24 protein-coding genes are annotated in these 23,996 nt (G+C 59.8%); 12 read left to right on the top strand and 12 right to left on the bottom strand.

The annotated features are described in order from the left end of the window. The first annotated feature begins 23 nt into the window (after window positions 1–23). Window positions 24–1,637, top strand: a complete 1,614-nt coding sequence (locus ACYZT0_RS02885; protein ID WP_462044550.1) for an NAD(P)/FAD-dependent oxidoreductase — start codon at window positions 24–26, stop codon at window positions 1,635–1,637. Window positions 1,638–1,757: 120 nt separating this feature from the next. Here the strand turns inward: ACYZT0_RS02885 and ACYZT0_RS02880 are convergent, their stop codons facing one another. After that, window positions 1,758–2,852 carry a PLP-dependent cysteine synthase family protein gene (locus ACYZT0_RS02880; RefSeq protein ID WP_462044549.1) on the bottom strand — a complete coding sequence of 365 codons (1,095 nt, stop codon included), beginning with the start codon at window positions 2,850–2,852 and terminating at the stop codon, window positions 1,758–1,760. Between the two features lie 250 nt (window positions 2,853–3,102). Between ACYZT0_RS02880 and nhaA the strand changes: the two genes are divergently transcribed. The 4 genes from nhaA (at window position 3,103) to ACYZT0_RS02860 (ending at window position 6,185) form a co-directional block, all read left to right on the top strand. Further along, window positions 3,103–4,290: a Na+/H+ antiporter NhaA gene (gene nhaA, locus ACYZT0_RS02875; RefSeq protein WP_462044548.1), complete on the top strand. Its 1,188-nt coding sequence runs from the start codon at window positions 3,103–3,105 to the stop codon at window positions 4,288–4,290. A gap of 119 nt (window positions 4,291–4,409) precedes the next feature. Further along, window positions 4,410–5,636: a colicin E3/pyocin S6 family cytotoxin gene (locus tag ACYZT0_RS02870; protein ID WP_462044547.1), complete on the top strand. Its 1,227-nt coding sequence runs from the start codon at window positions 4,410–4,412 to the stop codon at window positions 5,634–5,636. Window positions 5,637–5,643: 7 nt separating this feature from the next. Then, window positions 5,644–5,898 (top strand): colicin E3-like toxin immunity protein, encoded by a 255-nt coding sequence (locus ACYZT0_RS02865; protein ID WP_462044546.1) that lies wholly within the window; start codon window positions 5,644–5,646, stop codon window positions 5,896–5,898. A 56-nt stretch (window positions 5,899–5,954) separates the two neighbouring features. Continuing rightward, the gene (locus ACYZT0_RS02860; RefSeq protein ID WP_462044545.1) at window positions 5,955–6,185 is read left to right on the top strand and encodes a DUF7683 domain-containing protein; all 231 of its coding nucleotides are present in this window, start codon (window positions 5,955–5,957) and stop codon (window positions 6,183–6,185) included. Between the two features lie 64 nt (window positions 6,186–6,249). Here ACYZT0_RS02860 and ACYZT0_RS02855 read toward each other — a convergent pair whose 3' ends face one another. Next, window positions 6,250–6,714 (bottom strand): outer membrane lipoprotein, encoded by a 465-nt coding sequence (locus tag ACYZT0_RS02855; RefSeq protein WP_462044544.1) that lies wholly within the window; start codon window positions 6,712–6,714, stop codon window positions 6,250–6,252. A gap of 169 nt (window positions 6,715–6,883) precedes the next feature. On the opposite strand from ACYZT0_RS02855, the gene ACYZT0_RS02850 reads away from it, so the two are divergent. Next, window positions 6,884–7,120, top strand: a complete 237-nt coding sequence (locus ACYZT0_RS02850; RefSeq protein WP_462044543.1) for a hypothetical protein — start codon at window positions 6,884–6,886, stop codon at window positions 7,118–7,120. A 5-nt stretch (window positions 7,121–7,125) separates the two neighbouring features. On the opposite strand, the gene pdxH is transcribed toward ACYZT0_RS02850, so the two are convergent. From pdxH to dinG, 5 genes are all read right to left on the bottom strand, one after another. Then, complete coding sequence (gene pdxH / locus ACYZT0_RS02845; protein ID WP_462044542.1) at window positions 7,126–7,773, bottom strand: pyridoxamine 5'-phosphate oxidase; 648 nt, start codon at window positions 7,771–7,773, stop codon at window positions 7,126–7,128. 24 nt (window positions 7,774–7,797) lie between these two features. Beyond that, the gene (locus tag ACYZT0_RS02840) at window positions 7,798–8,937 is read right to left on the bottom strand and encodes an OmpA family protein (RefSeq protein ID WP_462044541.1); all 1,140 of its coding nucleotides are present in this window, start codon (window positions 8,935–8,937) and stop codon (window positions 7,798–7,800) included. 113 nt (window positions 8,938–9,050) lie between these two features. Then, window positions 9,051–10,196: a serine hydrolase domain-containing protein gene (locus tag ACYZT0_RS02835; RefSeq protein ID WP_462044540.1), complete on the bottom strand. Its 1,146-nt coding sequence runs from the start codon at window positions 10,194–10,196 to the stop codon at window positions 9,051–9,053. A 140-nt stretch (window positions 10,197–10,336) separates the two neighbouring features. Next, a complete protein-coding gene (locus ACYZT0_RS02830; protein ID WP_462044539.1) occupies window positions 10,337–12,847 on the bottom strand; it encodes a beta-agarase in 2,511 nt (836 codons plus the stop codon). Window positions 12,848–12,942: 95 nt separating this feature from the next. After that, window positions 12,943–15,087, bottom strand: a complete 2,145-nt coding sequence (dinG, locus tag ACYZT0_RS02825) for an ATP-dependent DNA helicase DinG (protein WP_462044538.1) — start codon at window positions 15,085–15,087, stop codon at window positions 12,943–12,945. A gap of 99 nt (window positions 15,088–15,186) precedes the next feature. Here dinG and ACYZT0_RS02820 point away from each other — a divergent pair, with 99 nt between their 5' ends. Then, complete coding sequence (locus ACYZT0_RS02820; protein WP_462044537.1) at window positions 15,187–15,651, top strand: CopD family protein; 465 nt, start codon at window positions 15,187–15,189, stop codon at window positions 15,649–15,651. Window positions 15,652–15,761: 110 nt separating this feature from the next. On the opposite strand, the gene ACYZT0_RS02815 is transcribed toward ACYZT0_RS02820, so the two are convergent. The 4 genes from ACYZT0_RS02815 to ACYZT0_RS02800 all read right to left on the bottom strand — a co-directional run bounded on the left by ACYZT0_RS02815 (window position 15,762) and on the right by ACYZT0_RS02800 (window position 18,443). Next, entirely contained in the window at window positions 15,762–16,520 is a 759-nt protein-coding gene (locus ACYZT0_RS02815) for a collagen-like triple helix repeat-containing protein (protein WP_462044536.1), read from the bottom strand. Then, window positions 16,513–16,791 (bottom strand): DUF1145 domain-containing protein, encoded by a 279-nt coding sequence (locus tag ACYZT0_RS02810; RefSeq protein ID WP_462044535.1) that lies wholly within the window; start codon window positions 16,789–16,791, stop codon window positions 16,513–16,515. Before ACYZT0_RS02810 ends, ACYZT0_RS02815 begins: the two co-directional genes overlap by 8 nt. Before the next feature lie 149 nt (window positions 16,792–16,940). Beyond that, window positions 16,941–17,657 (bottom strand): OmpA family protein, encoded by a 717-nt coding sequence (locus ACYZT0_RS02805; RefSeq protein WP_462044534.1) that lies wholly within the window; start codon window positions 17,655–17,657, stop codon window positions 16,941–16,943. A gap of 90 nt (window positions 17,658–17,747) precedes the next feature. Then, window positions 17,748–18,443 carry an OmpA family protein gene (locus ACYZT0_RS02800; RefSeq protein ID WP_462044533.1) on the bottom strand — a complete coding sequence of 232 codons (696 nt, stop codon included), beginning with the start codon at window positions 18,441–18,443 and terminating at the stop codon, window positions 17,748–17,750. A gap of 190 nt (window positions 18,444–18,633) precedes the next feature. Here ACYZT0_RS02800 and ACYZT0_RS02795 point away from each other — a divergent pair, with 190 nt between their 5' ends. From ACYZT0_RS02795 to ACYZT0_RS02780, 4 genes are read left to right on the top strand one after another with little or no spacing between them, the layout of a single operon-like run. After that, window positions 18,634–19,131, top strand: a complete 498-nt coding sequence (locus ACYZT0_RS02795; RefSeq protein ID WP_462044532.1) for a DUF6231 family protein — start codon at window positions 18,634–18,636, stop codon at window positions 19,129–19,131. Between the two features lie 4 nt (window positions 19,132–19,135). Then, window positions 19,136–19,612 carry a YchJ family protein gene (locus tag ACYZT0_RS02790; protein ID WP_462044531.1) on the top strand — a complete coding sequence of 159 codons (477 nt, stop codon included), beginning with the start codon at window positions 19,136–19,138 and terminating at the stop codon, window positions 19,610–19,612. A gap of 44 nt (window positions 19,613–19,656) precedes the next feature. Next, on the top strand, window positions 19,657–20,151 hold the full coding sequence (locus ACYZT0_RS02785) for an LEA/WHy family protein (protein WP_462044530.1): 495 nt from the start codon (window positions 19,657–19,659) through the stop codon (window positions 20,149–20,151). Continuing rightward, the gene (locus ACYZT0_RS02780) at window positions 20,148–20,357 is read left to right on the top strand and encodes an SEC-C metal-binding domain-containing protein (RefSeq protein ID WP_462044529.1); all 210 of its coding nucleotides are present in this window, start codon (window positions 20,148–20,150) and stop codon (window positions 20,355–20,357) included. The genes ACYZT0_RS02785 and ACYZT0_RS02780 overlap by 4 nt, the downstream gene beginning before the upstream one ends. Window positions 20,358–20,483: 126 nt before the next feature. On the opposite strand, the gene ACYZT0_RS02775 is transcribed toward ACYZT0_RS02780, so the two are convergent. Beyond that, complete coding sequence (locus ACYZT0_RS02775) at window positions 20,484–21,032, bottom strand: cysteine hydrolase family protein (protein ID WP_462044528.1); 549 nt, start codon at window positions 21,030–21,032, stop codon at window positions 20,484–20,486. Between the two features lie 411 nt (window positions 21,033–21,443). Between ACYZT0_RS02775 and ACYZT0_RS02770 the strand changes: the two genes are divergently transcribed. Continuing rightward, on the top strand, window positions 21,444–23,894 hold the full coding sequence (locus ACYZT0_RS02770; RefSeq protein ID WP_462044527.1) for a penicillin acylase family protein: 2,451 nt from the start codon (window positions 21,444–21,446) through the stop codon (window positions 23,892–23,894). Window positions 23,895–23,996: the final 102 nt, after the last annotated feature.

Below are 23,996 nucleotides of genomic sequence, written 5' to 3'. Positions count from 1 at the left end.
CGCCCCGCGAACCGGATCCTGTCATGTTACGAATCACCGAACTCAAGCTGCCGATCGACCATCCCGATGAAGACCTGCGCCCTGCCATCGTGCAGCGCCTGGGCATTACCAGTGATGACCTGCTCGATTTCACCTTGTTCAAGCGCAGCTATGATGCGCGCAAAAAGTCTTCCGAACTGTGCTTCATCTACACCATCGACCTGAACGTTCGCGATGAGGCGGCGGTGCTGCACACGTTCGCCGATGACCGTAACGTCAACGTGGCGCCGGATGTCAGCTACAAAGTGGTCGGCCAGGCGCCGGCTGATCTTGAGCAACGTCCTGTCGTCGTGGGTTTCGGTCCGTGCGGGATTTTCGCCGGGCTGTTGCTGGCGCAAATGGGCTTCAAGCCGATCATCCTCGAGCGCGGCACCGAAGTGCGCCAACGCACCAAGGACACCTGGGGCCTGTGGCGTAAAAACGTGCTTAACCCGGAATCCAACGTGCAATTTGGCGAGGGCGGCGCGGGGACATTCTCCGACGGCAAGCTCTACAGCCAGATCAAAGACCCGAAGTTCATCGGACGCAAAGTCCTGCATGAATTCGTCAAGGCCGGTGCGCCGGAAGAAATCCTTTACGTCAGCAAACCGCACATCGGTACGTTCCGTCTGACCGGCGTTGTGGAAAACATGCGCGAGCAGATCCGTGCGCTGGGTGGCGAAGTGCGCTTCCAGCAGCGGGTGACCGACGTGTTGATCGAGGACGGCCAACTGGTCGGCGTCGAGCTCAATGGCGGCGAGCAGATTCATTCGAAACACGTGATTCTAGCCCTCGGTCACAGCGCCCGGGACACCTTCCGCATGCTGCATGGCCGTGGCGTATTCATGGAAGCCAAGCCGTTTTCGGTGGGTTTCCGCATCGAACACCCGCAGTCGCTGATCGACCGCGCGCGTCTGGGCAAGTACGCCGGCCATCCGAAACTCGGGGCTGCCGACTACAAACTGGTGCACCACGCCAGCAACGGACGTTCGGTCTACAGCTTCTGCATGTGCCCGGGCGGCACCGTGGTGGCGGCGACGTCCGAGCCAGGCCGTGTGGTCACCAACGGCATGAGCCAGTACTCGCGTAATGAGCGTAACGCCAACTCCGGGATCGTCGTCGGGATCACCCCCGAAGTCGATTACCCGGGCGGCCCGCTGGCGGGTATCGAGTTGCAGGAACGCCTGGAATCCCACGCCTTTGTGCTGGGCGGCAGCAACTATGAAGCCCCGGCGCAACTGGTCGGCGACTTCATTGCCGGCAAGCCGTCCACCGCGTTGGGCAGCGTAGAACCGTCCTACAAACCAGGCGTTGCCTTGGGTGATTTGGCGTTGGCCTTGCCCCCGTTCGCCATCGAAGCCATTCGTGAAGCGTTGTCCGCGTTCGAGAAGCAGATTCGCGGTTACTCGCTGCACGACGCCGTGTTGACCGGGATCGAGACGCGTACGTCGTCGCCGCTGCGGATCACCCGTAACGAGTCGATGCAAAGCCTGAACGTAAAGGGCTTGTTCCCGGCGGGTGAAGGTGCGGGCTATGCGGGCGGGATTCTGTCGGCGGGTGTGGACGGGATTCGGATTGCCGAAGCCGTGGCCCGCGACATTCTCGGCCTCGAGGCCTGACGTAATTGATCGTTCCCACGCTCCGCGTGGGAATGCAGCCAGGGACGCTCCGCGTCCCAAAAGCGGACGCAGAGCGTCCGGTGAGGCATTCCCACGCAGAGCGTGGGAACGATCATCGGGTCAGATATTGGCGCGGAGCACGGTATCCGGCAGCGGCTCGCCGCGTTCGACACTCGCCGCCACGGCATCCATCAAACCACTCAACTCATACCCCTGAGCCTTGAGCCAATCCTGATCGTAATAGGTGGTGGCATAGCGTTCGCCGCCATCACACAGAATCGCCACAATCGACCCCGACTCTCCCGCCGCCACCATCTGCTGGGCCGCCATCAAGGCGCCGATCAGGTTGGTCCCGCTCGACCCGCCAACATGACGGCCCAAACGCTGGGCCAGGTAATGCATGGCAGCCAGTGACAGGGCGTCCGGCACTTTGATCATCGCATCGATCACCTTGGGCAGGAACGACGCTTCCACCCTCGGCCGGCCAATGCCTTCAATCCGCGACCCATGGTCCAGGCACAGGCTAGCGTCGCCGGTCTGGTAGTAATCGAAGAACACCGAACGCTCGGCGTCGGCACACAGCACGCGGGTGCAATGTTGGCGATAACGCACGTAACGGCCCAGCGTCGCGGTGGTGCCGCCCGTGCCGGGGCTGGAAATCAGCCAGCTCGGCTCGGGGTGCCGTTCGAAGCGCATTTGCTGGAAGATCGACTCGGCGATGTTGTTGTTCGCCCGCCAATCGGTAGCGCGCTCGGCGTAGGTGAACTGGTCGATGAAATGCCCATCGTGTTCGCGAGCCAGGCGTTCGGATTCGGCGTAAATCTGTGTCGGATCGTCGACCAGATGGCTTTTGCCGCCGTAGAAGGCGATTTGCGCAATCTTCTCCTTGGAGGTACTCGCCGGCATCACCGCAATGAACGGCAAACCCAGCATACGGGCGAAGTACGCCTCGGAAATGGCCGTCGAACCACTGGACGCTTCAATCACCGGCGCACCGGGTTTGAGCCAGCCGTTACACAGCGCATACAAAAACAGCGAGCGCGCCAACCGATGCTTCAGGCTGCCGGTGGGATGGCTGGACTCATCCTTGAAATACAACTCGATGCCCGGAAAACCCGGCAGCGGCAAGGGGATCAGGTGGGTGTCGGCGCTGCGCTGGAAGTCGGCTTCGATGATCCGGATGGCTTCGCGGGCCCACTGTCGGTTGTCGCTCATGGTAGTTTTCTCGTCGAATCGGGCAAGAGTCGGCCTTGTCGCAAGGCTCATTCCTCAAGCTTAGGAAAAAACCTACATCACGCACAGGTACAGCTGAGGTCCAATACGTTCGGTAACTGCTAGGCTCAGGTCCTTCCCGGCTGTTCGCGTTGTAACGGCATATAACAAAAAAGAATATAACTTTTGTTTTAACAACTAACGGTACGGGTTAGGGTGTGCCACCTTTTGAATTCATCGATGGAGAGCGACCTTGCCTCTGCGTAACACGTTCACGCGTTTCTTTCAGTTGGAAGCTGCCAGCGGTCTGTTATTGATCGCAGCCGCAGCCCTGGCGTTGATCATCAACAATTCCCCGCTGTCGTGGCTTTATAACGGCCTGCTGGACACCCCCGTAGTCGCCCAGATCGGCGCACTGAAAATCGCCAAGCCTTTGTTGCTGTGGATCAACGACGGTCTGATGGCGATGTTCTTCCTGCTTATCGGCCTGGAAGTGAAGCGCGAAGTCCTTGATGGTCAACTGTCGAAACCGTCGCAAATCGTCCTGCCTGGCGCGGCGGCGATTGGCGGCATGGTGGTTCCGGCGCTGTTCTATTGGTTTTTGAACCGCGACAACCCGGCAGCCCTGGGTGGCTGGGCCATCCCGATGGCCACTGACATAGCCTTCGCCCTTGGCGTACTCGCCTTGCTCGGTAAACGCGTGCCGGTTTCGCTAAAGCTGTTCCTGATGACCCTGGCGATCATCGACGACCTCGGCGCCATCATCGTCATCGCGATCTTCTATTCCGGGACGCTATCGACCCTGTCACTGGCGCTGGCCGCGGCGTGCATTGTGGCGCTAATCGCGATGAACCGGCTCGGCGTGGTCAAGCTCGGGCCGTACATGATCATCGGTCTGATCCTCTGGGTCTGCGTCCTCAAGAGCGGTGTCCACGCGACACTGGCCGGTGTGACCCTGGCCTTCTGCATTCCGTTGCGCACGAAAAACGCCGAACCTTCGCCACTGCTGACCCTCGAACACGCCCTGCATCCATGGGTGGCCTACGGCATCCTGCCCCTGTTCGCCTTCGCCAATGCCGGCCTGTCCCTGAGTGGCGTGACCATGGAAAGCTTCACCCACCAGGTGCCCATGGGCATCGCGGTTGGCCTGCTGCTGGGCAAGACCCTCGGCGTCTTCGGCCTGACGTGGCTGGCGGTGAAAATCGGCATCGCCGCCCTGCCCCAAGGCGCCAATTGGGGCCAGGTATTGGGCGTTGCGATCCTCTGCGGCATTGGTTTCACCATGAGCCTGTTTGTCGGCTCCCTGGCCTTCGTGCCCGGCGCCAGTGAATACGCCGGGATGGATCGGATGGGGATTTTGACCGGTTCGATACTGGCGGCATTGATTGGTTATGCGGTGACGGCGGCAGCGAGTCGCAAGCGCACTGCGCTGCAGTCCTGAGAGAGAGAACACTCTTAGCAACATTCAGGATTCGTCCTACAGCCACGATTAGCCACGTTCGTTAACGTCGCACAGCTCCTTTTTTGAGGGCTGTCGACGTACGAACGCAAGGAAGATCAGTGGCTGGCAACAAGGAAGTCCCCAGGGTTAAAAACCCACCGTCAGGCGACGGTCATCACGTCACGCACCGCTTCATGACGGCCACCGAACTGGCCGAGCGCGACGCCCGACAAAACGCTTACGACGCCATGCTCGCGAGGCAAGACGCCTTCGAACGGAGTCGTGAGGTCGTGGCCAAAAAGCACGAAGCCGTTCGCGCCGGATGCGTCTTTGCCAAGTCCTGCAAGCTGCCGGACGCCATCATCGATTACTCGAATCCTTCGGGAATGGTGCCCACCGACAGCCTCAAGGACTACGGAGAAGTTGCCTGGCTCGGCGCTCGCGAGGTAGACGATGCCGGGCTGCTGAATCTTGAAACGATTAGCGGCAGCACCCTCTCGCTCGGCATGGGCCGCCTTGCACTCAGCGCGCCGGCTCTCGCCGTTCCGGCCGCAGCAGTCGGTGCTGCTGGAGCCACCGTATTGGCCGCGGTGGTTGCAGCGTTCTGGACGCCCAGCCTGGGCGACAGCGCCCTCTACACCGAAGATCAATTGCGCACCCTGAACCAGGCCAGAACCCGCGTTCGACTACAGGTAGAGCAACAGGCTGACGGCAGTCTCAAAGGCTATGGGTTTTACACCGGCAAGAACCGCGATTGGGAAATGGTCGATGTCGTGCAGTTCGCATTACGCGGCAGTCAGCAGGTGGCGGATCTCGGGGATGGTGTTGAGCTGATCTGGACACCGGCTGTGGATGGTTCCGACACCCTCGGGATTCCCGCGCTGGAAGCAGCTCCGCAAGCCCCGCATATTTGGGTTTATCCGCCGACGAAAGCGGCTGACAACATCATCGTGAACCCGGTTTATCCGCCTGATTACAAGGATTTCATTCTTGTGTTTCCGGTTGGTTCCGGGGTGTCGCCGCTATATGTTGTGGTCAGCGCTCCTCGTAAAGGCTTGCCAGCAGCCGGTCACAAGTATCATCCAGCACCAAAAACTGAGGATATCAGTGCATTTCCTGGTCTAAAAAAAGCCAAGAAAATGAACCCTGTCATAGGAGGCGGGGGACTCAGAGAACGTTGGACGGATGCAAAGGGTAAGAGGATCTATGAGTGGGACTCTATGCATGGTGAGCTGGAAGAGTATCGCGCTAGTGATGGAAGCCACTTGGGAGCATTTGACCCCATAACTGGTGAGCGACGTGACGATGCTCAATCTAAACGCAACATCCCCAAAAAATACTTGTGAGACGACGATGGGACTGAAGCTAAGGTTGGAATGGTATGACAAGCAAACTGAACTTTGTCAGGGCGAAGAGTCCTCCCAAGATTTAGGCGACGATGAGTCAATACTGAATGCTCTCGGCATCCCCGTCGAAAACAATATTAATAATGGAGGTTTTGATGTTGGCAGCCATTGGATCGATATTATTCAACCCCTCTTTCGCCACCTAATTGACTTGGCAACCCACGATTACCAACTATCTTTCGATTACCGCGAGAGCTGGTGATCCAGCAGAGGTATTTGACCTACCTATAACAGGATGACCTCAGGAGACACCGAGTTTTGATTTATCGTGTAGAAGCCTTCGATATCAAAACCGAATTCCTCGCGTTCGAGGAAGATTTACCCGACGGATCGGATGACCAACTGAAAATCATCATGGGATGGATTACAGATCAGCAAGGCTGGGAAGGCTATAACCTGTCCCAGTTGCAACTGTCAGCGATCGAACGGCTGATAGGAAAGTCCATCCACGACCCAGACCATTACTTCCAACTCACGTGCAATGTGTGAAGGCAGCAGACACAAAAAACCCCGACCAGTCACCTGATCGGGGTTTTCTTTTACCCGTTCCCGCTTAATGCGAAACGCGGCTAGTCCCATTAACAGTAGCAATCCGCACCCGCTCACCCACACGGAATACTTCATTCTCCTGAACCTGTTGCACGTAGGCGCGCATGCTGCCGTCGTCTTCGCGAACAGTGATTTCCACACCTTGGGCGCGGGTCAGGCCTTCTTCGGTGGCCGAACCGAGCAGGCCGCCGGCGACTGCGCCGATTACGGCTGCTACGATGCTGCCGCGACCGCCGCCGATGGCGCTACCGCCGACACCGCCGACGACTGCGCCAGCTGCGCCGCCGATCGGGGTTTTGGTGCCTTCGATTTTCACCGGACGCAGCGATTCGATGGTGCCCATACGAACCGTCTGCACGCGACGCGCTTCGTCACGGGAGTAGGAGTCACCGGTCAGGCTCGATTGGCATCCAGTGAGCAACATCGCCATCGTGGAAAAGGAAGCAACCAGCAGAACAGACTTACGCATAGCATCAACTCCAAAGGACAGGTATTCATTAAACTCCGCAGCTTGACGCCTGTCACGGCCTTGCCCGGATAAAATTGGTTTGATTCAGGCCCGGTACAGGGCGCTACCACGAACTTGACACACAGTAGCGGCAAATTCCGCAATCTGCGCCACTGAACCAAGGATTTTCATGGATTACTTCATCATTGTCGTCACCACCGTCGCCGGTCTGTACTTCCACTGGTGGTTATACGTGCGGATCAAACGCTGGATGGACCGCGATCTGGCGCTGGCACTGGCGGGGAAAGACGAGCAGAAAAAGGCTTTCATGCTCCAGCAACTGGCGAACGCTCAAGCGCAGAAGATCAAGCGCCGAAACCTGCCCCAGTGGCTTGAAGCCGCTGCGGCAGGCTATCTTGATCGGTAGACTGTTTAGGGTGCCAGACGTTCAAGAATCCAGTTGGCGCCCTGCAAACGGTAGTTGAGGCGATCGTGCAGGCGGCTCGAACGGCCCTGCCAGAACTCGATGCGCTCCGGTAACAAACGGTAACCACCCCAGTGCTCAGGGCAATGAGGTTGCGTGTCGCTGAAACGTTGCTCGGTGTCCTTGAGCAGCGCTTCCAGTTCGGCACGATCGGCGATCACCCGACTCTGAGGCGAAGCCCAGGCACCGAGGCGGCTGCCCAGTGGACGGACCTGGAAATAGGCGTCGGACTCTTCAGGCGTGACTTTCACCACCCGCCCTTCGATGCGCACCTGGCGCTCCAGGGCCGGCCAGAAAAAGGTCATGGCGGCAAACGGGTTCGCGGCCAGATGCTGGCCCTTGGCGCTGTCGTAGTTGGTGAAGAAAGTGAAGCCCTGCTCGTCCAGCCCCTTGAGCAGCAGAATGCGGCAATGCGGCCGACCGTCCTGATCGACGGTGGCCAGGGTCATGGCATTGGCCTCCACCGGAGGTTGCTCGGTTTTCACCGCGTCGGCAAACCACTGATGGAACAGCCCGAATGGCTCGACCGGGGCTTGTGCCTCGGTCAGGCCATCACGGGTGTAGTCGCGACGCATATCAGCCAGGCCCTGGGTCATGGCGCATTCCTTTTGGTTAACGAATCACTTCTTTGTGGCGTCGCCGTCGGCAGCAGCGGCGGCGGCTTTTTTCGAGTCGGCAGCGGCTTTGGCCGGAGCGGTCTTTTTCGCCGGAGTCGCGGTTTTAGCTGGCGCTTTCTTGGCGGCGGCTTTTTTGGCCGGGGCCTTTTTCGCGGCAGGTACATCTGCTTTCTTGGCGGCCGGTGCAGGAGTAACAGGCTTGACCACTGGCTTGATGTCCTGGCCAGCAACCATCTTCACTGGCGCCGGGGCCGGCATGTTGTACTTGCTCAGCAACGCAACCATGGTGTTTTGCGGGGTCACCAGCAATTCCACTCGACGGTTCAAGGCACGGCCTTCATTGCTGTCGTTGGCAGCACGCGGGGCTTCGCCACCCATGCCGCGCAGCATCAGGCGATCACGCTGCAGACCGCTGAGGCGGAAGATCGCCGCCACGGCCTGGGCACGCTCTTGGCTCAGTTTCACGTTGGCCGGTGCGGCGCCCGACGTATCACTGTGGCCGAGCACCAGCACGGCAGACTTTGGATCAACTTCAAGGATTTTCGCGACGCGAGTGAACGGGCCGAGGGTCACCGGCAGCAACATGGCCGGACGGTCAGGGTTGAACGAGCCTTCTACCGGCGCGGTCACCACCAAGACGTTTTCACGGCGCTCGAGTTGCAGATTGCTACCCTTGATCGCTTCGCGCAGGCGCGGTTCGTAGTCATCGAGCCAGGCCTGGGTGACTTTCGGATCGGGCATCGGCACGGCTTTGGCGGTGCTTTGCTCTTTGCCACCGAACGGCCACCACCATTTGCCACCTGCATCGGCCTCAGCCTTGGTCACAGCGGCAGGTTTGGCTTCAGGTTTTACCTCTGGTTTTACTTCTGGCTTGGCCGGGGTCTTGTCGGCGGCATCATCGGAGCCGAACGGCCAGTACCAATGGCTGGAGCTTTCAGTCTTGGCTACCGGAGCAGTCGCGGCAGGCTTCAGGGGTGCCGGGGTCGAAGCCGGAGCCGGAGCCGGAGCCGGGTTTTTAGCAGCGACTTTGTCGGAGGAACCGAAAGGCCACCAGCTGCTGCCATCCGAGTCATTTTGTGGAGTTTGTGCGCAACCGGTAATAGCGAAGCACAGGGCCAAAGCGAGCGTTTTATTGGAAGACATTGGATATCCACAAAATGAAGTATTGAAGTATCAGGCCGGATTGACCCGGATAAACAGACGCTTGGAAACCACAGAAGCCTTGGGGTTCCGGACCTGAAACCCCTGAGCGCGATTTACAGACAAGTGGCCAGTGCCCGCACAAGCTTTTGCGCGCGCGGATCCATCAAGACGTACGGCCCTAAGGTATTTGTCACAAAGCCGAAAGCCACATCGTGTTCCGGGTCAGCAAAGCCGATGGAACCGCCGGCACCCGGATGGCCGAACGCACGAGGACCGAGGCCGTAGGTGGCGTTGGGGACGTCCGGTTGATCGAGCATGCAACCCAGGCCGAAACGGGTCCGGGTCAGTAAAATCTTGTCGTCGCCGAGGCTGTGTTCGCGCGTCAGCTCGTCGAGCATTTCGCTTTCCAGCAAGCGGCCATCGAGCAGCCCGGCATAGAACCCGGCCAGGCTGCGGGCATTGCCGTGGCCATTGGCGGCCGGCTGCTGCATGCGTCGCCACTCGGGTTTGTTGGTGCTGGTCATGATCGACGGCGGGTTAGTGAACGCCCTCGTGGTCATGGCCGTCGGCTCGCGCATAGTCACTTGCAACAAGCGCTGGGCGGCGGCGTCGCCGACATTGCCCTTGCCACGAGCGATGTGCGCCACGCGATGGAACTCTTGATCCGCCAGACCGACGTGGAAATCCAGCCCCAAAGGCTTCGCGACCCGCGCCACGATCGACTCACCCGGACCACGACCGTCGGCACGACGCAACAACTCACCGACCAGCCAGCCATAGGTGATCGCGGCGTAACCGTGACCGATTCCCGGCGTCCACCACGGTTGTTCGGCGGCCAAGGCGTCAACCATGGTTTGCCAGTCATACAGGGCTTCCGGGGCCAGCAGCTCACGCACCGCCGGAAGACCGGCCTGATGGCAGAGCAATTGACGCAAGGTGACCGACTCTTTGCCAGCGGCGGCGAACTCCGGCCAGTAGCGAGCCACCGGGGCATCCAGTTGCAGCTTGCCTTCGGCCACCAGTTGCAGGGCAGTCACAGCAGTAAAGGTCTTGGTGCAGGAAAACAGGTTGGCGATGGTGTCGCTGTGCCAGGCTTCAGCGCCATCCTTGTCGGCGCTACCGGCCCAAAGATCGACGACGGTTTCACCGCCGATCTGGATGCACAGCGCTGCGCCGCGTTCCTGAGGATCGTCGAACAGCGCCGCAAAAGCTTCACGCACCGCTTCGAACTTCAGATCGTAATAACCCTGAATCTGCACCCGCAACTCCTCTGGATAAACACTCTACAAAGTGGCCCGCATTGTTCCAGCCCTGGAAGGTTTTGGGAACTGTGGCGGGCCGGGCGGTCGCCATACCGCCCGGCGAAAAACACTTAGAAATTCAACGTACCTGTCAGCACTCAGTGACCATTGCCAGAATGCCCGCCCGCATGTCCAGCGCCCTGCCCTGCGCTTTTGCCAGTATCGCCTTTTTTGCCGCCTTCAGCTTCGTGACCAGCTTTATCCGCTTCAGCCTTGGCCTTCTCGGCTTCTTTACCGAGCTGATCGACGGTCTGCAAATTGCTCTTGCGTACGCTATCGACGAACCCCTGGAACGGCAGATCGGTGATGCCCACCAAACCAAAGTGCCCGTTCTCGCCATCCAGCAGACGACCGGCAACCGGTTGATCGAGGTATTGGAACCAGTGCACCCCGACGATCGACGGTTCGCTCATCGCCTGTTTGAGGAAATTAGCGTAAGCCGGCCCACGGTCCTCTTCCTTCGCCAATTGCGTCACGCCGCCCCAGAGCGGGCCGCGATCCGCGGAGCCGAAGTTGAACTCCGTGATCAGCACCGGTTTGTCCAGGCTGCGCAGTTTGGCGAAGTCGTAACCGTCCTGCGGTTGCAGGGTGTACATGTTGAAGCTCAGCACGTCGCAATACTGGGCACAGGACTCAACCGCTTCAGGAGTGCTGATGGCAAACCGGCCACCCAGCAACAGCTGATTCGGCGCGTGCCACTTGAGCGAGTCGGAAATGGTCTTGAAGTACGTGTCGGCGAAGACTTTCTGGAAGTATTTGAAGTCGGCTTCGATTTCCGGGTGTTCGGCGCTTGGCAGCGGCGGCACGAAGCCCGGGTCTTCCATCAATTCCCAGGCCGGCAAATCAATGCCCCAGGCTTTGGAAAGGCCCGCCTGATTGCGGTATTTGTCCCGCAGTTGTTTGAGGAACGCACGTTTGGCCGGGACGTCGGTGGTCATCTTCAACGTGCCATATGCCAAGGCGTAGCGGGCTTTCGGGTCGTCGCCGGGAACGGCCCAGGCCAGTTCGTTATCGGCAAAGTAACCGATCAGCCATGGATCGTCGCGATGGTCGCGGGCGGCAATGGCCACGGCACGTTCGGTGGCCATGGCGAAACGCGGGTCAAAAGGGTCGGGCATGCCGCCCCACCAATCGGTGCCGGTGCTGATGCTGGCGTAATCGCCGACAATCGACAGCGGCAATGTGTACGGCACACGAACAGCGTTGGCCAGCGCCGGGGCGCTCCAGTTGCCGATAGTGTTGAAGCCCCAGGCTTGCAGGCGATCAAGCGTGTGGCTGGCCCATTGTTTTTCATCGACAACCGCTTTGCAGGGTTCGGCGGGTATTTTCTCAGCAGTGTTCGCGGCCGTCGCTTCAACTGCGCCGGTCTTGGCTGCTTCGGCGACACCGGATTCGGCGGTCGAAGGAGCAGCGGGTTGCTCAGCGGCCTTATCGGCCGTTGCCTCAACGGCGTCAGCCTTGGCGGCTTCGGCGACACCGGCCTTGGTGTCGCGGCCCAGTGCGCAAGGTTCGCCATACAAGCGCTGCAGGTTGGCACCATAGAAGTCGTACCAGCGACCGGCGTTATATCCACGGCCCTGATCGACACCGTTGCCACCGCGGTTGTCGCCTTCGCCATAGTGGCTGGCCAGCGGCTCGTCGGGTTTTGGCAGGGATTCGAACATCCATTCGCGGCCGGCGATGTAAGTCTGGTTGACGTCTGGAGTGACAGTGTTGACCCCGAGCGAATAAAACGGATGCCCTTCAGGGGTCACCAGGTTCCAGCGACCGTCACGCTTCTCAGTGCGGAAAAAGCCGCTAGCCTTGAATGCCGGACCTTTGTTCCAGCCACCGAACTTGTCCAGGGACGACTTCTCGCGCTCGGCCAGCCAGGTTTTCAGTTGCTGCTGTTCTTTGGCGGCGGCGCTTTTCAGTTGCTCGTCGCTGCTGACTTTCTCTGGCCATTTGGTCCGGGTTGACTGGCCGTAAGCGTCTACAAGGCCGCCAAAAGCCGCTTGGGTGAGCGTATCGTCGTCCTGCACACCAAAGCGCTCAAGCAGAATACTTTGGGCGACTTTCGGCTGATCCATCGACAAGGTCACCGATACCACTTGGCTGCGCTCCAGCTCACCGACGCTGCTGGCCAGCAATACGCGTTGCCCCTCAAACATCATCGGCATCGGCGGGCCAGCTTTCAGGCCGAGGCTCAATGGCGAAAAGGGCTGCAGCGGTACCCATAAAGTTTGCGCAGGGCCGGCCGGCAAGTCGACGCGGCTTATCAGCGTCTTGCCGTCGTTGCTCTGAATTTTCACGTACAGGGTCACGGCCCAGTTCATTGCACTCTGAATCCGCAAACTCATGAAGCCCGACTGCGACCAGTCCCAGGCGCCGGTCTGCGGGGCCAGACGCAAAGTCGGTTGTGCCACCGGGTTGAACGTCACCCGACGCAACACTTCGCCCTCAGCCGTTTGCTCGGCATTGGATTGCGGCAGGCTGGCGTCCTGAGTCGCCACCTGGACCACGTCGGCGGGGCGCACAAAGTTGAACAGCGTCTGTTGGCCGGCAGGGGCTGCCAGCAAGGGGGCTGCAAACATCAGAGCGAAAATAGCGGGCAACGAACGGCGGATCATAAGAACGAAGTTCTCCCTAACGACCAACAATGGCCAGTGGAAAAGCGATGGCTGAGAGATAGACAACGGGTTGGGCAAAATTACCCAGCCCTGTATCAGGAAATTTCACGACGGAAGGGAGGCAACGCATTGAGGATTGCCTTGCCGTAACGCTGGGTGACCAGACGTCGATCGAGCAAGGTGATGGTGCCGCGGTCTTCTTCGGTGCGCAGCAAGCGACCGCAGGCCTGGACCAGCTTCAGCGAAGCATCCGGCACCGAAATCTCCATGAACGGATTGCCGCCCCGAGCCTCGATCCACTCGGCCAGGGCCGCTTCGACCGGATCGTCGGGCACCGAGAACGGAATCTTCGCGATGACCACGTGCTCACAATACGCACCGGGCAAGTCGACCCCTTCGGCAAAACTCGCCAGGCCGAACAACACGCTGGAATCACCGCCATCGACCCGTGCCTTGTGCTTGTTCAGGGTTTCCTGTTTCGACAGGTTGCCTTGAATGAACACTTGCTTGCGCCAGTCGCGATCGAGGCCGTCGAACACGTCCTGCATCTGCTTGCGTGAGGAGAACAGCACCAGGGTGCCACGCGAACCTTCCACCAAGGCTGGCAAGTCGCGGATGATCGCCGCGGTGTGGGCCGGCGCGTCTCGCGGATCAGCCTTCAGATCCGGCACTCGCAGCACGCCAGCGTCGGCATGATGGAACGGGCTCGGGACCACCGCGGTCACGGCTTTTTTCGGCAGGCCGGCACGCATGCGGAAACGGTCGAAGGTGCCGAGGGCGGTCAGGGTCGCCGACGTCACCAGAGCGCCGTAGGCGACGTTCCACAGGTTTCGACGAAGCATTTCCGCCGCGAGAATCGGGCTGGCATTGACCTCGATATCGAACAGCGAACCGCTTTCGGCCAGGGTCAGCCAACGAGCCATTGGAGGGTTGTCTTCCGGGTCTTCAGCGGTGAAAGCGCCCCACAATTCCCAGTTGCCCGAAGAGCGCGACAACAGGCTGCCGAACAGCGGATACCACTCTTCAGCCTGATTGCTGGCAATGCCGATGTTAACTTCGCCGTCCATGCCTTCCTTGAGCAGTTCGGTCAGTCGGGTAAAGACATCGGTCAGACGAGCAAAGCCCTTCTTCAGCTCGATGCCCATTTCGCGCATGTGCTCGGGAATGACCCCGCCGACAAAGCGATGACGCGGCCGCTCGCGACCTTCGACGTCTTCGCCGGGCTTGAAATCGGCGACCTGCTCGCAGGCGGTGAACATGAATTGCTGCTGTGTCTTGATCTCCCGCGCGAGTTCCGGCACCTGCTCGATCAACTTGCCCAAGTCGCCCGGCAGCGGATGCTGGGCCAGTAATTTGGCGAGGTTCTTGGCGGTGGTTTCCAGCCAGTCGGCGGTCGAACGCAGACGTGTGTAATGGGCGAAATGGCCGATGGCTTTATCCGGCAGGTGGTGACCTTCGTCGAACACGTAGAGGGTGTCGCGCGGGTCCGGCAGCACGGCACCGCCGCCCAGCGCCAAGTCGGCCAGGACCATGTCGTGGTTGGTGACGATCACGTCGACCTTGCCCATGCCTTCGCGGGCCTTGTAGAAGGCGCACTGACCGAAGTTCGGGCAATGACGGTTGGTGCACTGGCTGTGATCGGTGGTCAGACGCGCCCAATCGGCATCTTCCAGTGCGGTCGACCAACTGTCGCGGTCGCCGTCCCACTTATTGCCGGCGAGTTTCTCGATCATGCTGGTGAACAGTTTCTGACTGGCCTCATCGACCTCGATCTTGAAGCCTTCTTCTTCGAACAGCTGAGCCGTGGCGGTTTGCGCGTGACCTTCCTGAAGCAACATGTCGAGCTTGGACAGGCACATGTAGCGCCCGCGCCCCTTGGCCAAGGCGAAGCTGAAATTCAGCCCGCTGTTGCGCATCAGGTCAGGCAAATCCTTGTAGACGATCTGCTCTTGCAGGGCCACGGTGGCCGTGGCAATCACCAGACGCTTGCCGGCGGCCTTCGCAGTGGGGATTGCGGCCAGGCTGTAGGCCACGGTTTTACCGGTACCGGTGCCGGCTTCCACCGCGACAATCGCGGGGTCGCCACTGCGCCGGCCTTCGTCGTCGGTGTCGATGTCACCGAGGACCTTGGCAATTTCGGCAATCATCAGGCGTTGGCCGTAGCGCGGTTTGAGGCTCTTGGCTTCGAGAAAACGCGAGTAGGCGCCCTGGATCGTGGTTTTGAGTTCGGTGCTGATCATGGATTGTCGGGCGCAAAAAACGCTGGATAAATTTTCAGTGGTTCGGATCGGCCGCTATCATACCCCGCTAATTAATCCCGCGCAGAACGGAGTACCTCAATGACACCTTTTGGTCTAGTTTATACCCTGCATGTACTGTCAGCCCTGGTGTGGGTTGGCGGCATGTTTTTCGCGTGGATGGTCTTGCGTCCCGCGGCGATGACAGCTTTGGAAGGCCCGGCCCGTTTGAAGCTGTGGGTAGAAGTGTTTCAAGGTTTTTTCCGCTGGGTCTGGGTCGCGGTGGTGCTGTTGCCGATCAGCGGTGTGGGCATGATTCATTTGCAGTACAGCGGTTTTGACGCGGCGCCGCGGTATGTGCAGGTGATGATGGGGTTGTACGTGGTGATGACGGCGCTGTTTATCCGGATTCAGGCGTTGTTGTTGCCGGAGTTGCGCACGGCGGTGGCGGCGCAGGATTGGCCGACGGGGGCCTCGGTGCTGGGGAGGATTCGCAAGATGGTGGGGATTAATCTGATTGTCGGGTTGGGGCTGGTGGCGATTGCTGCGGCGCGGCCGATGCTGTGATCGTTCCCACGCTCTGCGTGGGAATGCCTCAAGGGACGCTCCGCGTCCAGTGACGCGGAGCGTCACGGGCTGTATTCCCACGCAGAGCGTGGGAATAATCAGTTAAAGGGTTACAACTGCTGCACGGTCACCGAACCCGCCGCACCCGCTGCCCCTGGCTGGCCATCAGTACCTGGACGACCACTTTTTCCGCCATCGGCCTTGTAGACGAAGCAGCCCTTGGCCTTGCCTCCCGCTCCCGGCTTGCCGCCAGGCCCGGCCACGCCACCGGCACCGCCGGCCACCTGGACCTTGATCTGTTCTGCAGGGTAATCGCGCGGCACTTCCAGCCTTACCAGCGCACCCGGTGCTCCCGGCTGACCGTCGCTGCCATTACTGCCATCAGCACCGCGACCGGCCTGACCCCAGGTACAACCCGGCGCCTGACCATTGGCCCCATCGAGACCGACGAAACCCGGTGCGCCCGCGCCGCCGCGAGCGTCCACCAACAATAGTGGCGCGCTCAGTGTCTTGATCTGCAAATTCAGGTTCCGCCCGGAGCGGGCCGCCTTGAGGTAAGTCCCCGGCGCACCGCGAGCAGTGATCTGGCTGCCTTCGGACAGCTGCGCACGACTGACCCTCAGCTCAAGCGGCTGTTCGCTGGGTACGATGGCGATCCGCGCTTCACGACCCAGGCGCAATTCACCGACGGTGACCTCGGTCACATTTGAAGGAATCAACAACGTGCCGTAATCGGCCACTTCCAGGCGTTCCAGCTGCAAGGTGCTGGCGGTGTTGGGCAAGCGCATCAAGGAGTTGCTTTCGACGCTTACCACCTGAGCGCAAGCCAATGGGCTGATGAGTGCGGCGAGCAGAGATAGTTTACGCATGGGAAGCCTTCGGTACGGTGGGAGCCGGGATGGTTTGCAGGTGGAAAACGCCGAAAAAGAGGATTTTCAGGCGATCACGCCAAGGGTGAGCGCGACCTCTGAGACTGCGGTAGCAGAACACCGCCTCCAGAAAATGGAGCAGCGCCAACAGGCTGCCAACCAGATCGACCAATAGATGCAGAGGATTGATAAACGGCGTGAGCTGATTGACCAGCACCACCAGCCAGAACAGCAGGGTCAACAACTTCCCCAGCGCCCAAAACACGTTCATACGCGCCCCCCGTTGAGAATTATTCTTTGCGCGCACAGTACCGGCTTCCACGCGGGATAAGCCAGAGGCCAAAGGAAAATTCTTCATTAAGGCCGCCGAATGGCCGCCGGACCGACCTCAATTGTCGCCCGACGGCTCTATCACGGGGCTCAGCGATTGATGTGCAACTCCACCCGACGGTTCTCCGCCCGTCCTTCATCCGTTTCGTTATCGGCCACCGGCTGACTTTCGCCCTTGCCCTCGCTGGTGAGTTTGTTCGGCGCCAGTCCCTGACTCAACAGGTAGGACGCCACGCTACTGGCGCGATGTTCCGAAAGTGCCTGGTTATAGGCGTCCGAGCCTTGGCTGTCGGTATGACCGATCACCTTGATGCTCACCACATCGGCGCTTTGCAGTTTGGGCATCAGCGAATCCAGCTGACTCTTCGCGGCGGGGGTCATGTCGGATTGGTTGAAGGCAAACAGTACGTCGCCAGCGTCGCTCAGGGTGATGACTTCGGATTGCGCAGGTTCGGGCTTCACGCTGGCCGGGTACTGCGGTAATGGACAACCATGATGTTCGACGGGGGTATTGGCAGGTGTATCAGGGCAGCGATCTCGTCGATCGAAGACCCCATCATCGTCTTCGTCGCCATCCTGGGCGTAACAGATCAAGCCACCGGTCAATATACCAAGCGCCGCTCCACCGGCCGCCCAACCGCTACTTTGAAGAGCGCCCAGACCTCCACCGACCAGACCGCCGATAACGCTGCAAATTGGCCAGGTTCGTTGATTGAGGGGGGCGGTGCCATCGCTGTGAGTAGCGCAACCGGTCAACAGGCTGCCAAGCAGCACAACCGGCAAGACGGTCCGTGTGAGAACACTCATGGTGAAAGCTCCTGTGTTACCGGCCAATGCCGGTTACACAGGAGTAAAGACCCGCATCCGCGACTGCACAAGCCGCGGAGTACGAGGGGTTTAGCGGTTGATTTTGATTTCCGTGCGACGGTTCATCGAGCGGCCGTCAGCGGTATTGTTATCAGCGACCGGTTGGCTTTCACCGGCACCGGTAACAGACACGAATTCGCTGCGGGGTACACCTTGGGAAATCAGGTATTCGACCACCGAGTGCGCACGACGATCCGACAGTTTCTGGTTATAGGTATCACTACCCACGCTGTCGGTGTGACCGGTTACGCTCAACTGGGCAGTGCTCGATTCCTGCTTCAGGCGAGTGGCGATTGTGTTTAGTACATCTTTATCGGAAGGGGTAAGTGTGGCCTTGTCAAACTGGAAATGAACATCGCGAATGACGATGACTTCTTCTTTAACCACGGCCGCTTCTTCGACCACTGGCGCAGGAACCGGTGGAGGGCAACCGTCGGCATCGACCTGTACGCCTCTAGGTGTACCCGGGCACTTGTCGCGGCTATCCGGCACGCCATCGCCGTCTTCGTCGCCATCACCGTGAACCCAGCAATAGGCCGCAGCCGTGCCGCCGACGATCAGCGCGCCATACCCCGCCCATGCCGAGCTCTCGGTCGCGCCGAGACCTGCACCCACGACACCACCGACCGCCGCACAAGTCGGCCAGTCGGTTTTCTGCAAACCTGCGCAACCAGTCAACACACTGGTTAGCAGAACCAAGGGTAATGCTGTGCGAACTATGCTCATCTGGTTTTCTCCTGAGGGGATCGGCATAGAACCGATTCAGGTAGTAAAGACCCGAGTTTTAATCTCCGCCAGCAATAGGCCATTGCAGTTTTGCCCCGTGTTTACGGTAGATCGACGCTTTTGGGAGAACCACCTCTAGGCCCGGTCCCTTGAGCAGGCTAGTCTTGGCAGCTCTGATTGAGGAACTTCGATGATTGCAGGTATTTCTTCGCGCACGCCCCAGCAGGCGTTGGCCGCTTTACTTGATCGTTACGCCCCCGCGCGCCTGTTGCTGATTGGCGCCAGCGAATTCCCCGCGCTTGAGGCCTTCAAGCTGGCGCACCCGGACACCTGTGTTGCACACGCGGCACCCGGGGTGTTGCCTGACGAATTGGCCGCGCGCCGGTTTGACCTGGCGCTGGTGGTCGATTGCCTCGAGCATTTGCCCAAACGCGATGGCCTGAACCTGCTTGGCGGGATCCGTAACCTCAACGCCAGTCGCATCGCGGTACTGGCGGACTTGCCGGCCAGCGGCTGGCAGGAGACCGATTTTTTCTCCCTGGCCCTGCAGGCCAGCGAACGCTTCCAGCGCGACGATCAAGTGCTGACCCTGTTCACCTATGATTTGCTTGACTACAAACAAGTACCCGACTGGCTAAACTCACGGTTCTGGGCCAATCCGGAAAACTTCGGGAAATATTGGTGGTAACGCAATGAGTACATCCATTTGCCCCTGCGGCAGCGGCTCCCTGCTTGATGCCTGTTGCGGTCATTACCATGCCGGCCATCTTGCGCCTTGTGCCGAAGCCTTGATGCGTTCGCGCTACAGCGCCTATGTATTGGGGCGGATCGATTACCTAGTGACAACCACCCTGCCCGCGCAACAGGCCGGCCTCGATCGACAGTCCATCAGCGACTGGAGCGCCCAAAGCACCTGGCTGGGTCTTGAAGTGGAAAGCTCGGAGGTCTTCGGCGGTCAGCCGGAACACGCCTTCGTGACTTTCACCGCGCGCTGGCACGACGGCAGCGGTGAACACAGCCACCGTGAGCGCTCGTCGTTCGTGCAGAACGCCGGCCACTGGTATTTCATCGACCCCACCGTACAACTCAAGGCCGGACGCAATGATGCGTGCCCTTGCGCCAGCGGACAGAAATTCAAGAAGTGTTGTGCGGGTTATTTCAGCAGTTGAAGTAATCGCAAGAGACTAGACTGGGCATCAAAGGGAGTTACTCAATGCTCAGTCAACGGCGCGTCTTTCAAACCCTCACCTTGCTTCTGTTTCTGGGGCTCGGCGGCTGCGCGTCCTGGTTCGGCGACGATCTGCCGGAGCCGCAGGTGCATCTGGTCAAGGTCGAAGTGGTCCAGGCCAAACTGATGCAGCAACGATTCCTCCTGCACTTTCGCGTCGACAACCCCAACGACAGTGACCTGACGGTGCGAGGCATCGAGTACCGCATTCACTTGGGCGACATGCTGCTGAGCGAAGGCGAGCACGAACATTGGTTCACGGTCGGTCCCAAGCGCAGTGCCTACTTTAAAGTGCCGATCCGCACCAATCTGTGGCCCAAGGTCCGGGAGCTGGTGAAACTGCTGAAAAAACCCGAGCAGCCCATCCCCTATCGTCTGGAAGGTGAACTGGAAACCGGTTTATTCATCGCGCACTACGTGCACCTGGCGCGTAATGGCGTGATAATCCCCGCCGATTTAATTCCGGAGCAAAACCGATGACCCAGCAACCCCATGTCCATGGCCCTGACTGCAGCCACGATCATGACCATCACGACCACCATGATCACGACCACGGCCATGTTCACGGTCCGAACTGCGGCCACGCCCACCAGGAACCGGTGCGCAACGCCCTGAAAGACGTCGGCCGCAACGACCCTTGCCCCTGCGGCAACGGCAAGAAATTCAAGAAGTGCCACGGCGCATAACGCACTGACGCACTGACGCACTGCTGCGTAGGAGCGAGCGGTGCGGCGATCCGACTTGCCCGCGAAGAACGATGACGTGGTATGCCTGAATGTCCGAGGCGCCCTTTTCGCGGGCAAGCCTCGCTCCTACAAAATCTGCGCAGTGCTCACGACCGTCGCATATTCGCCCTGCAAATTACCCAGCGACATCGCATGCACTTCCTCGGCTGTATGGGCTTTACCAAAGTAGTCAGCCTTGTCGAAGGTAAAACACGCATCCTCCGCCACCCACGCATCAAACCCAAGATTCCCGGCCGTTCGCGCCGTGGACTCCACCGAGTTGTTAGTCGCCACGCCAGCAATCACCAGTTGATCAATCCCAGCCTCGCGCAAACTCGCCTCCAAACGGGTCGAACAAAACGCATCCGGGACCTGTTTCTGAATCAGCAGCTCGCCGGTTCGTGGCTGGAACCGCGCCTGAAACTCCACCCCGGACTGCTCCGGCCAGAACACCGAATCCGGCGACCGGGACAGGTGCTGCACGTGAATCACCGGTCGCCCGGTTCGCCGCCAATGCGTTAGCAAATCGAGGATTCGCTCCTCGGCCTGAGGATTATTTCGGCGACCCAATTTGGGATGCAGGATGCCTTTTTGTTGATCGATGATGATCAGCGCCGCGTTCGTTTTGAGCTCCATGCCGGTTGTTCTCATGCTGGGTCATTGAATTTCACGCACTTCAACATCACCTCCTTTTACAGGCAAGCTATCGAATGCAAACAGGACGAATCCTGAAAAACGACGCAATCCCCTGTGGCGAGGGGGCTTGCCTCCGTTGGACCGCGTAGCGGTCCGAAACCACCACAGGTGAAGAAATAACCCCGCCGCCGCTTGCGCGGCCACCTCCTGCTCACTAACGTAGCGCCTTTAATGTGCCCGGCCTCGGAAGTCCGTTCATCTTTTGACGAGTGGCTGATGTTGTCAGACAAGGCGCCGCGACGAGTCATAGCCCGCTATGGCGAGGAGCGGCAGTCTGGCGACATTAGACGCCGTCAAAAGTGAACAGCGACTTTCGAGGCCGGGCACCACTACCCCCGCAGGAGCTTTGCCATGGCCTCGCCAGCCCTTACACATTTTCTTCCCCGGTTCGGCGTTGCCGCAGCAGTGGCCGGTGTTTTAAGCCTGACCGGTTGTCAGACCTGGAACACCCAGGACACCCTCCCGTCGACCACCGGCGTGCAGCCGCTCAAGGGTCTGGCGCAGAACGTTTCGGTACGCCGCAATGCCATGGGCATGCCGTTGATCGAAAGCAGCACCTTCCACGACGCCTTGTTCACCCTTGGTTACGTCCACGCCAGCGACCGCATTACGCAAATGGTCACCCTGCGCCTATTGGCTCAGGGCCGTTTGTCGGAGATATCCGGTCCGGACCTGCTGGACGCTGATCGCTTCATGCGCGCCGTCAACCTGAAGAAAAGCGCCGGCGAGCTGTACAAAGCGTCATCACCGCGCCTCAAACGCTTCTTCGAAGTTTATGCGCGCGGGGTCAACGCCTACCTGTTCCGCTACCGCGACAAGTTGCCAGCAGACCTCGCGGCCACCGGTTACAAACCTGAATACTGGAAGCCAGAAGATTCAGCGCTGATTTTCTGCCTGCTGAACTTCAGCCAATCGGCCAACCTGCCCGAGGAAATTTCCTCACTGACGCTGGCTCAGACCGTCAGCACCGACAAACTCGCGTGGCTGACGCCGTCAGCCCCCGATGAAAAACTGCCGGTGGCCGAAACTGAAAAACTTCAGGGCATCAAGCTCAACGGGCAAATCCCGGGCCTGGCCGACATCAGCAAAGCCACGAGCCAACTGTCCGATCTGAATCTGCTGGGCGCCACCTCGTCGAACAACTGGGCGATCGGCCCGCAACGCAGCCGCAGCGGCAAAAGCCTGCTGGCCAGCGACAGCCACGGACCACTGGGCGTGCCGTCGTTGTTCAGTTACGTACAGATTCGCGCGCCGAAGTACCAGGCGTCTGGTGTGACGATTGCCGGTTTGCCAATGGTGCTCGGCGGTTTCAACGGCAAAGTGGCGTGGAGCATGACCACCGTCATGGGCGACAACCAGGACCTGTTCCTGGAAAAAATCAAACGCCAGGGCAACGGACTTTCCTACGAGGTGGGCGGCAAATGGCAGCCGGCGATCGTGCGTAACGAAACCTACTTCGTCAAAGGCCAGCGGCCGATTCGCGAAGTGGTGTACGAAACCCGTCACGGCCCGCTGCTCAACAGTGCCCAAGGCACGACGCTGGCCAATGGGTTCGGCCTGGCCTTGCAGACGCCAAACTTCACCGACGACAAGACACTGGACGCGTTTTTCGACCTGTCCCGTGCCCAGACCGTCGAGAAAGCCTCGGACGCCAGCCGTGAAATCCGCGCCATTGCGCTGAACCTGGTATTTGCCGACGCCAGCAACATCGGCTGGCAAGTCACCGGTCGCTATCCGAACCGTCGCGAAGGTGAAGGCCTGCTGCCGTCGCCGGGCTGGGAAGGTCGTTACGATTGGGACGGTTACGCCGACCCGATGCTCCATCCCTATGACCAGGATCCGACCCAAGGCTGGCTCGGCACCGCCAACCAGCGAGTCATTCCCCATGGCTACGGCATGCAACTGTCCAACTCCTGGTCAGCGCCGGAGCGTGGCGAACGCATGGCCGAACTGGCGGGCGTGGGCAAACACGACACGCGCAGCGTGATCGCCATGCAATACGATCAGACCACCACCTTCGCCGCCAAACTGAAGAAAATGTTTGCAGCACCGAGCATGTCCCAGCCGCTCAAGCAGGCCATCGAAGCGTTGCCTGAGGCGGATCGCGGCAAGGCTCGCGAGGCGTATACCCGCCTGATGGCCTTCGACGGCAAACTCAGCCCGACCTCCGCCGATGCGGCGATTTATGAGCTGTTCCTGCAGCAAAGTACCCAACAGATTTTCCTCGATGAACTGGGTCCGGAAAGCAGCCCGGCGTGGAAAGCCTTTGTCGCCAACGGTAAGTTGTCCTACGCGGCCCAAGCCGATCACCTGCTGGGGCGTGAGGACAGTCCGTTCTGGGATGACGCTCGCACACCGCAGAAAGAAGACAAACCGGCGATCCTCGCCCGCAGTCTGGCGGCGGCGATCAGCGCTGGCGACAGTCAGTTGGGCGGCGATCACAAAGCCTGGCAGTGGGGCAAACTGCACCGCTATGAATGGAAAAATGCCACTGGCCAGACCGTGCGCGGTCCATTCGCGGCGGGTGGCGATCACACCACGCTCAATACCTCGGCGTTCGCCTGGGGTCAGGATTTCAACACCACCCTGGCACCGGCCATGCGCTTTATCGTCGACTTCGGTCAGGCCGAACCGCTGATGGGGCAGAACGGCACTGGGCAATCCGGCAATCCGGCAAGTTCGAACTACCTCGACAATATTGATCCTTGGCTCAAGGGGCAATACATGAGTTTGCCGATGCAACCGCAGAACTTTGACAAGGTGTATGGGAAGACGCGGTTGACGCTGACACCTGGCAAGTAATCCCTTTCGCGACTGATTGTGACTGATCGTTCCCACGCTCCGCGTGGGAATGCAGCCCGGGACGCTCCGCGTCCCAACAGCGGACGCAGAGCGTCCATTGAT

It is taken from the genome of Pseudomonas sp. ZS1P83 (genome assembly GCF_054897825.1).
This window is presented reverse-complemented; position numbering and strand designations above follow the sequence as displayed.

Excerpts from the sequence above, each read along its gene's own strand:
- ACYZT0_RS02865 (WP_462044546.1), top strand. The coding sequence starts at position 5,644 with ATGGGACTGAAGCTAAGGTTGGAATGGTATGACAAGCAAACTGAACTT.
- ACYZT0_RS02810 (WP_462044535.1), bottom strand. The coding sequence starts at position 16,791 with ATGAACGTGTTTTGGGCGCTGGGGAAGTTGTTGACCCTGCTGTTCTGG.
- ACYZT0_RS02805 (WP_462044534.1), bottom strand. The coding sequence starts at position 17,657 with ATGAGTGTTCTCACACGGACCGTCTTGCCGGTTGTGCTGCTTGGCAGC.
- ACYZT0_RS02780 (WP_462044529.1), top strand. The coding sequence starts at position 20,148 with ATGACCCAGCAACCCCATGTCCATGGCCCTGACTGCAGCCACGATCAT.
- ACYZT0_RS02770 (WP_462044527.1), top strand. The coding sequence starts at position 21,444 with ATGGCCTCGCCAGCCCTTACACATTTTCTTCCCCGGTTCGGCGTTGCC.
- ACYZT0_RS02880 (WP_462044549.1), bottom strand. The coding sequence starts at position 2,852 with ATGAGCGACAACCGACAGTGGGCCCGCGAAGCCATCCGGATCATCGAA.
- ACYZT0_RS02855 (WP_462044544.1), bottom strand. The coding sequence starts at position 6,714 with ATGCGTAAGTCTGTTCTGCTGGTTGCTTCCTTTTCCACGATGGCGATG.
- ACYZT0_RS02820 (WP_462044537.1), top strand. The coding sequence starts at position 15,187 with ATGACACCTTTTGGTCTAGTTTATACCCTGCATGTACTGTCAGCCCTG.
- ACYZT0_RS02800 (WP_462044533.1), bottom strand. The coding sequence starts at position 18,443 with ATGAGCATAGTTCGCACAGCATTACCCTTGGTTCTGCTAACCAGTGTG.
- ACYZT0_RS02830 (WP_462044539.1), bottom strand. The coding sequence starts at position 12,847 with ATGATCCGCCGTTCGTTGCCCGCTATTTTCGCTCTGATGTTTGCAGCC.
- ACYZT0_RS02785 (WP_462044530.1), top strand. The coding sequence starts at position 19,657 with ATGCTCAGTCAACGGCGCGTCTTTCAAACCCTCACCTTGCTTCTGTTT.
- ACYZT0_RS02815 (WP_462044536.1), bottom strand. The coding sequence starts at position 16,520 with ATGCGTAAACTATCTCTGCTCGCCGCACTCATCAGCCCATTGGCTTGC.
- ACYZT0_RS02795 (WP_462044532.1), top strand. The coding sequence starts at position 18,634 with ATGATTGCAGGTATTTCTTCGCGCACGCCCCAGCAGGCGTTGGCCGCT.
- ACYZT0_RS02885 (WP_462044550.1), top strand. The coding sequence starts at position 24 with ATGTTACGAATCACCGAACTCAAGCTGCCGATCGACCATCCCGATGAA.
- ACYZT0_RS02840 (WP_462044541.1), bottom strand. The coding sequence starts at position 8,937 with ATGTCTTCCAATAAAACGCTCGCTTTGGCCCTGTGCTTCGCTATTACC.
- dinG (WP_462044538.1), bottom strand. The coding sequence starts at position 15,087 with ATGATCAGCACCGAACTCAAAACCACGATCCAGGGCGCCTACTCGCGT.
- ACYZT0_RS02850 (WP_462044543.1), top strand. The coding sequence starts at position 6,884 with ATGGATTACTTCATCATTGTCGTCACCACCGTCGCCGGTCTGTACTTC.
- ACYZT0_RS02790 (WP_462044531.1), top strand. The coding sequence starts at position 19,136 with ATGAGTACATCCATTTGCCCCTGCGGCAGCGGCTCCCTGCTTGATGCC.
- ACYZT0_RS02775 (WP_462044528.1), bottom strand. The coding sequence starts at position 21,032 with ATGGAGCTCAAAACGAACGCGGCGCTGATCATCATCGATCAACAAAAA.
- pdxH (WP_462044542.1), bottom strand. The coding sequence starts at position 7,773 with ATGACCCAGGGCCTGGCTGATATGCGTCGCGACTACACCCGTGATGGC.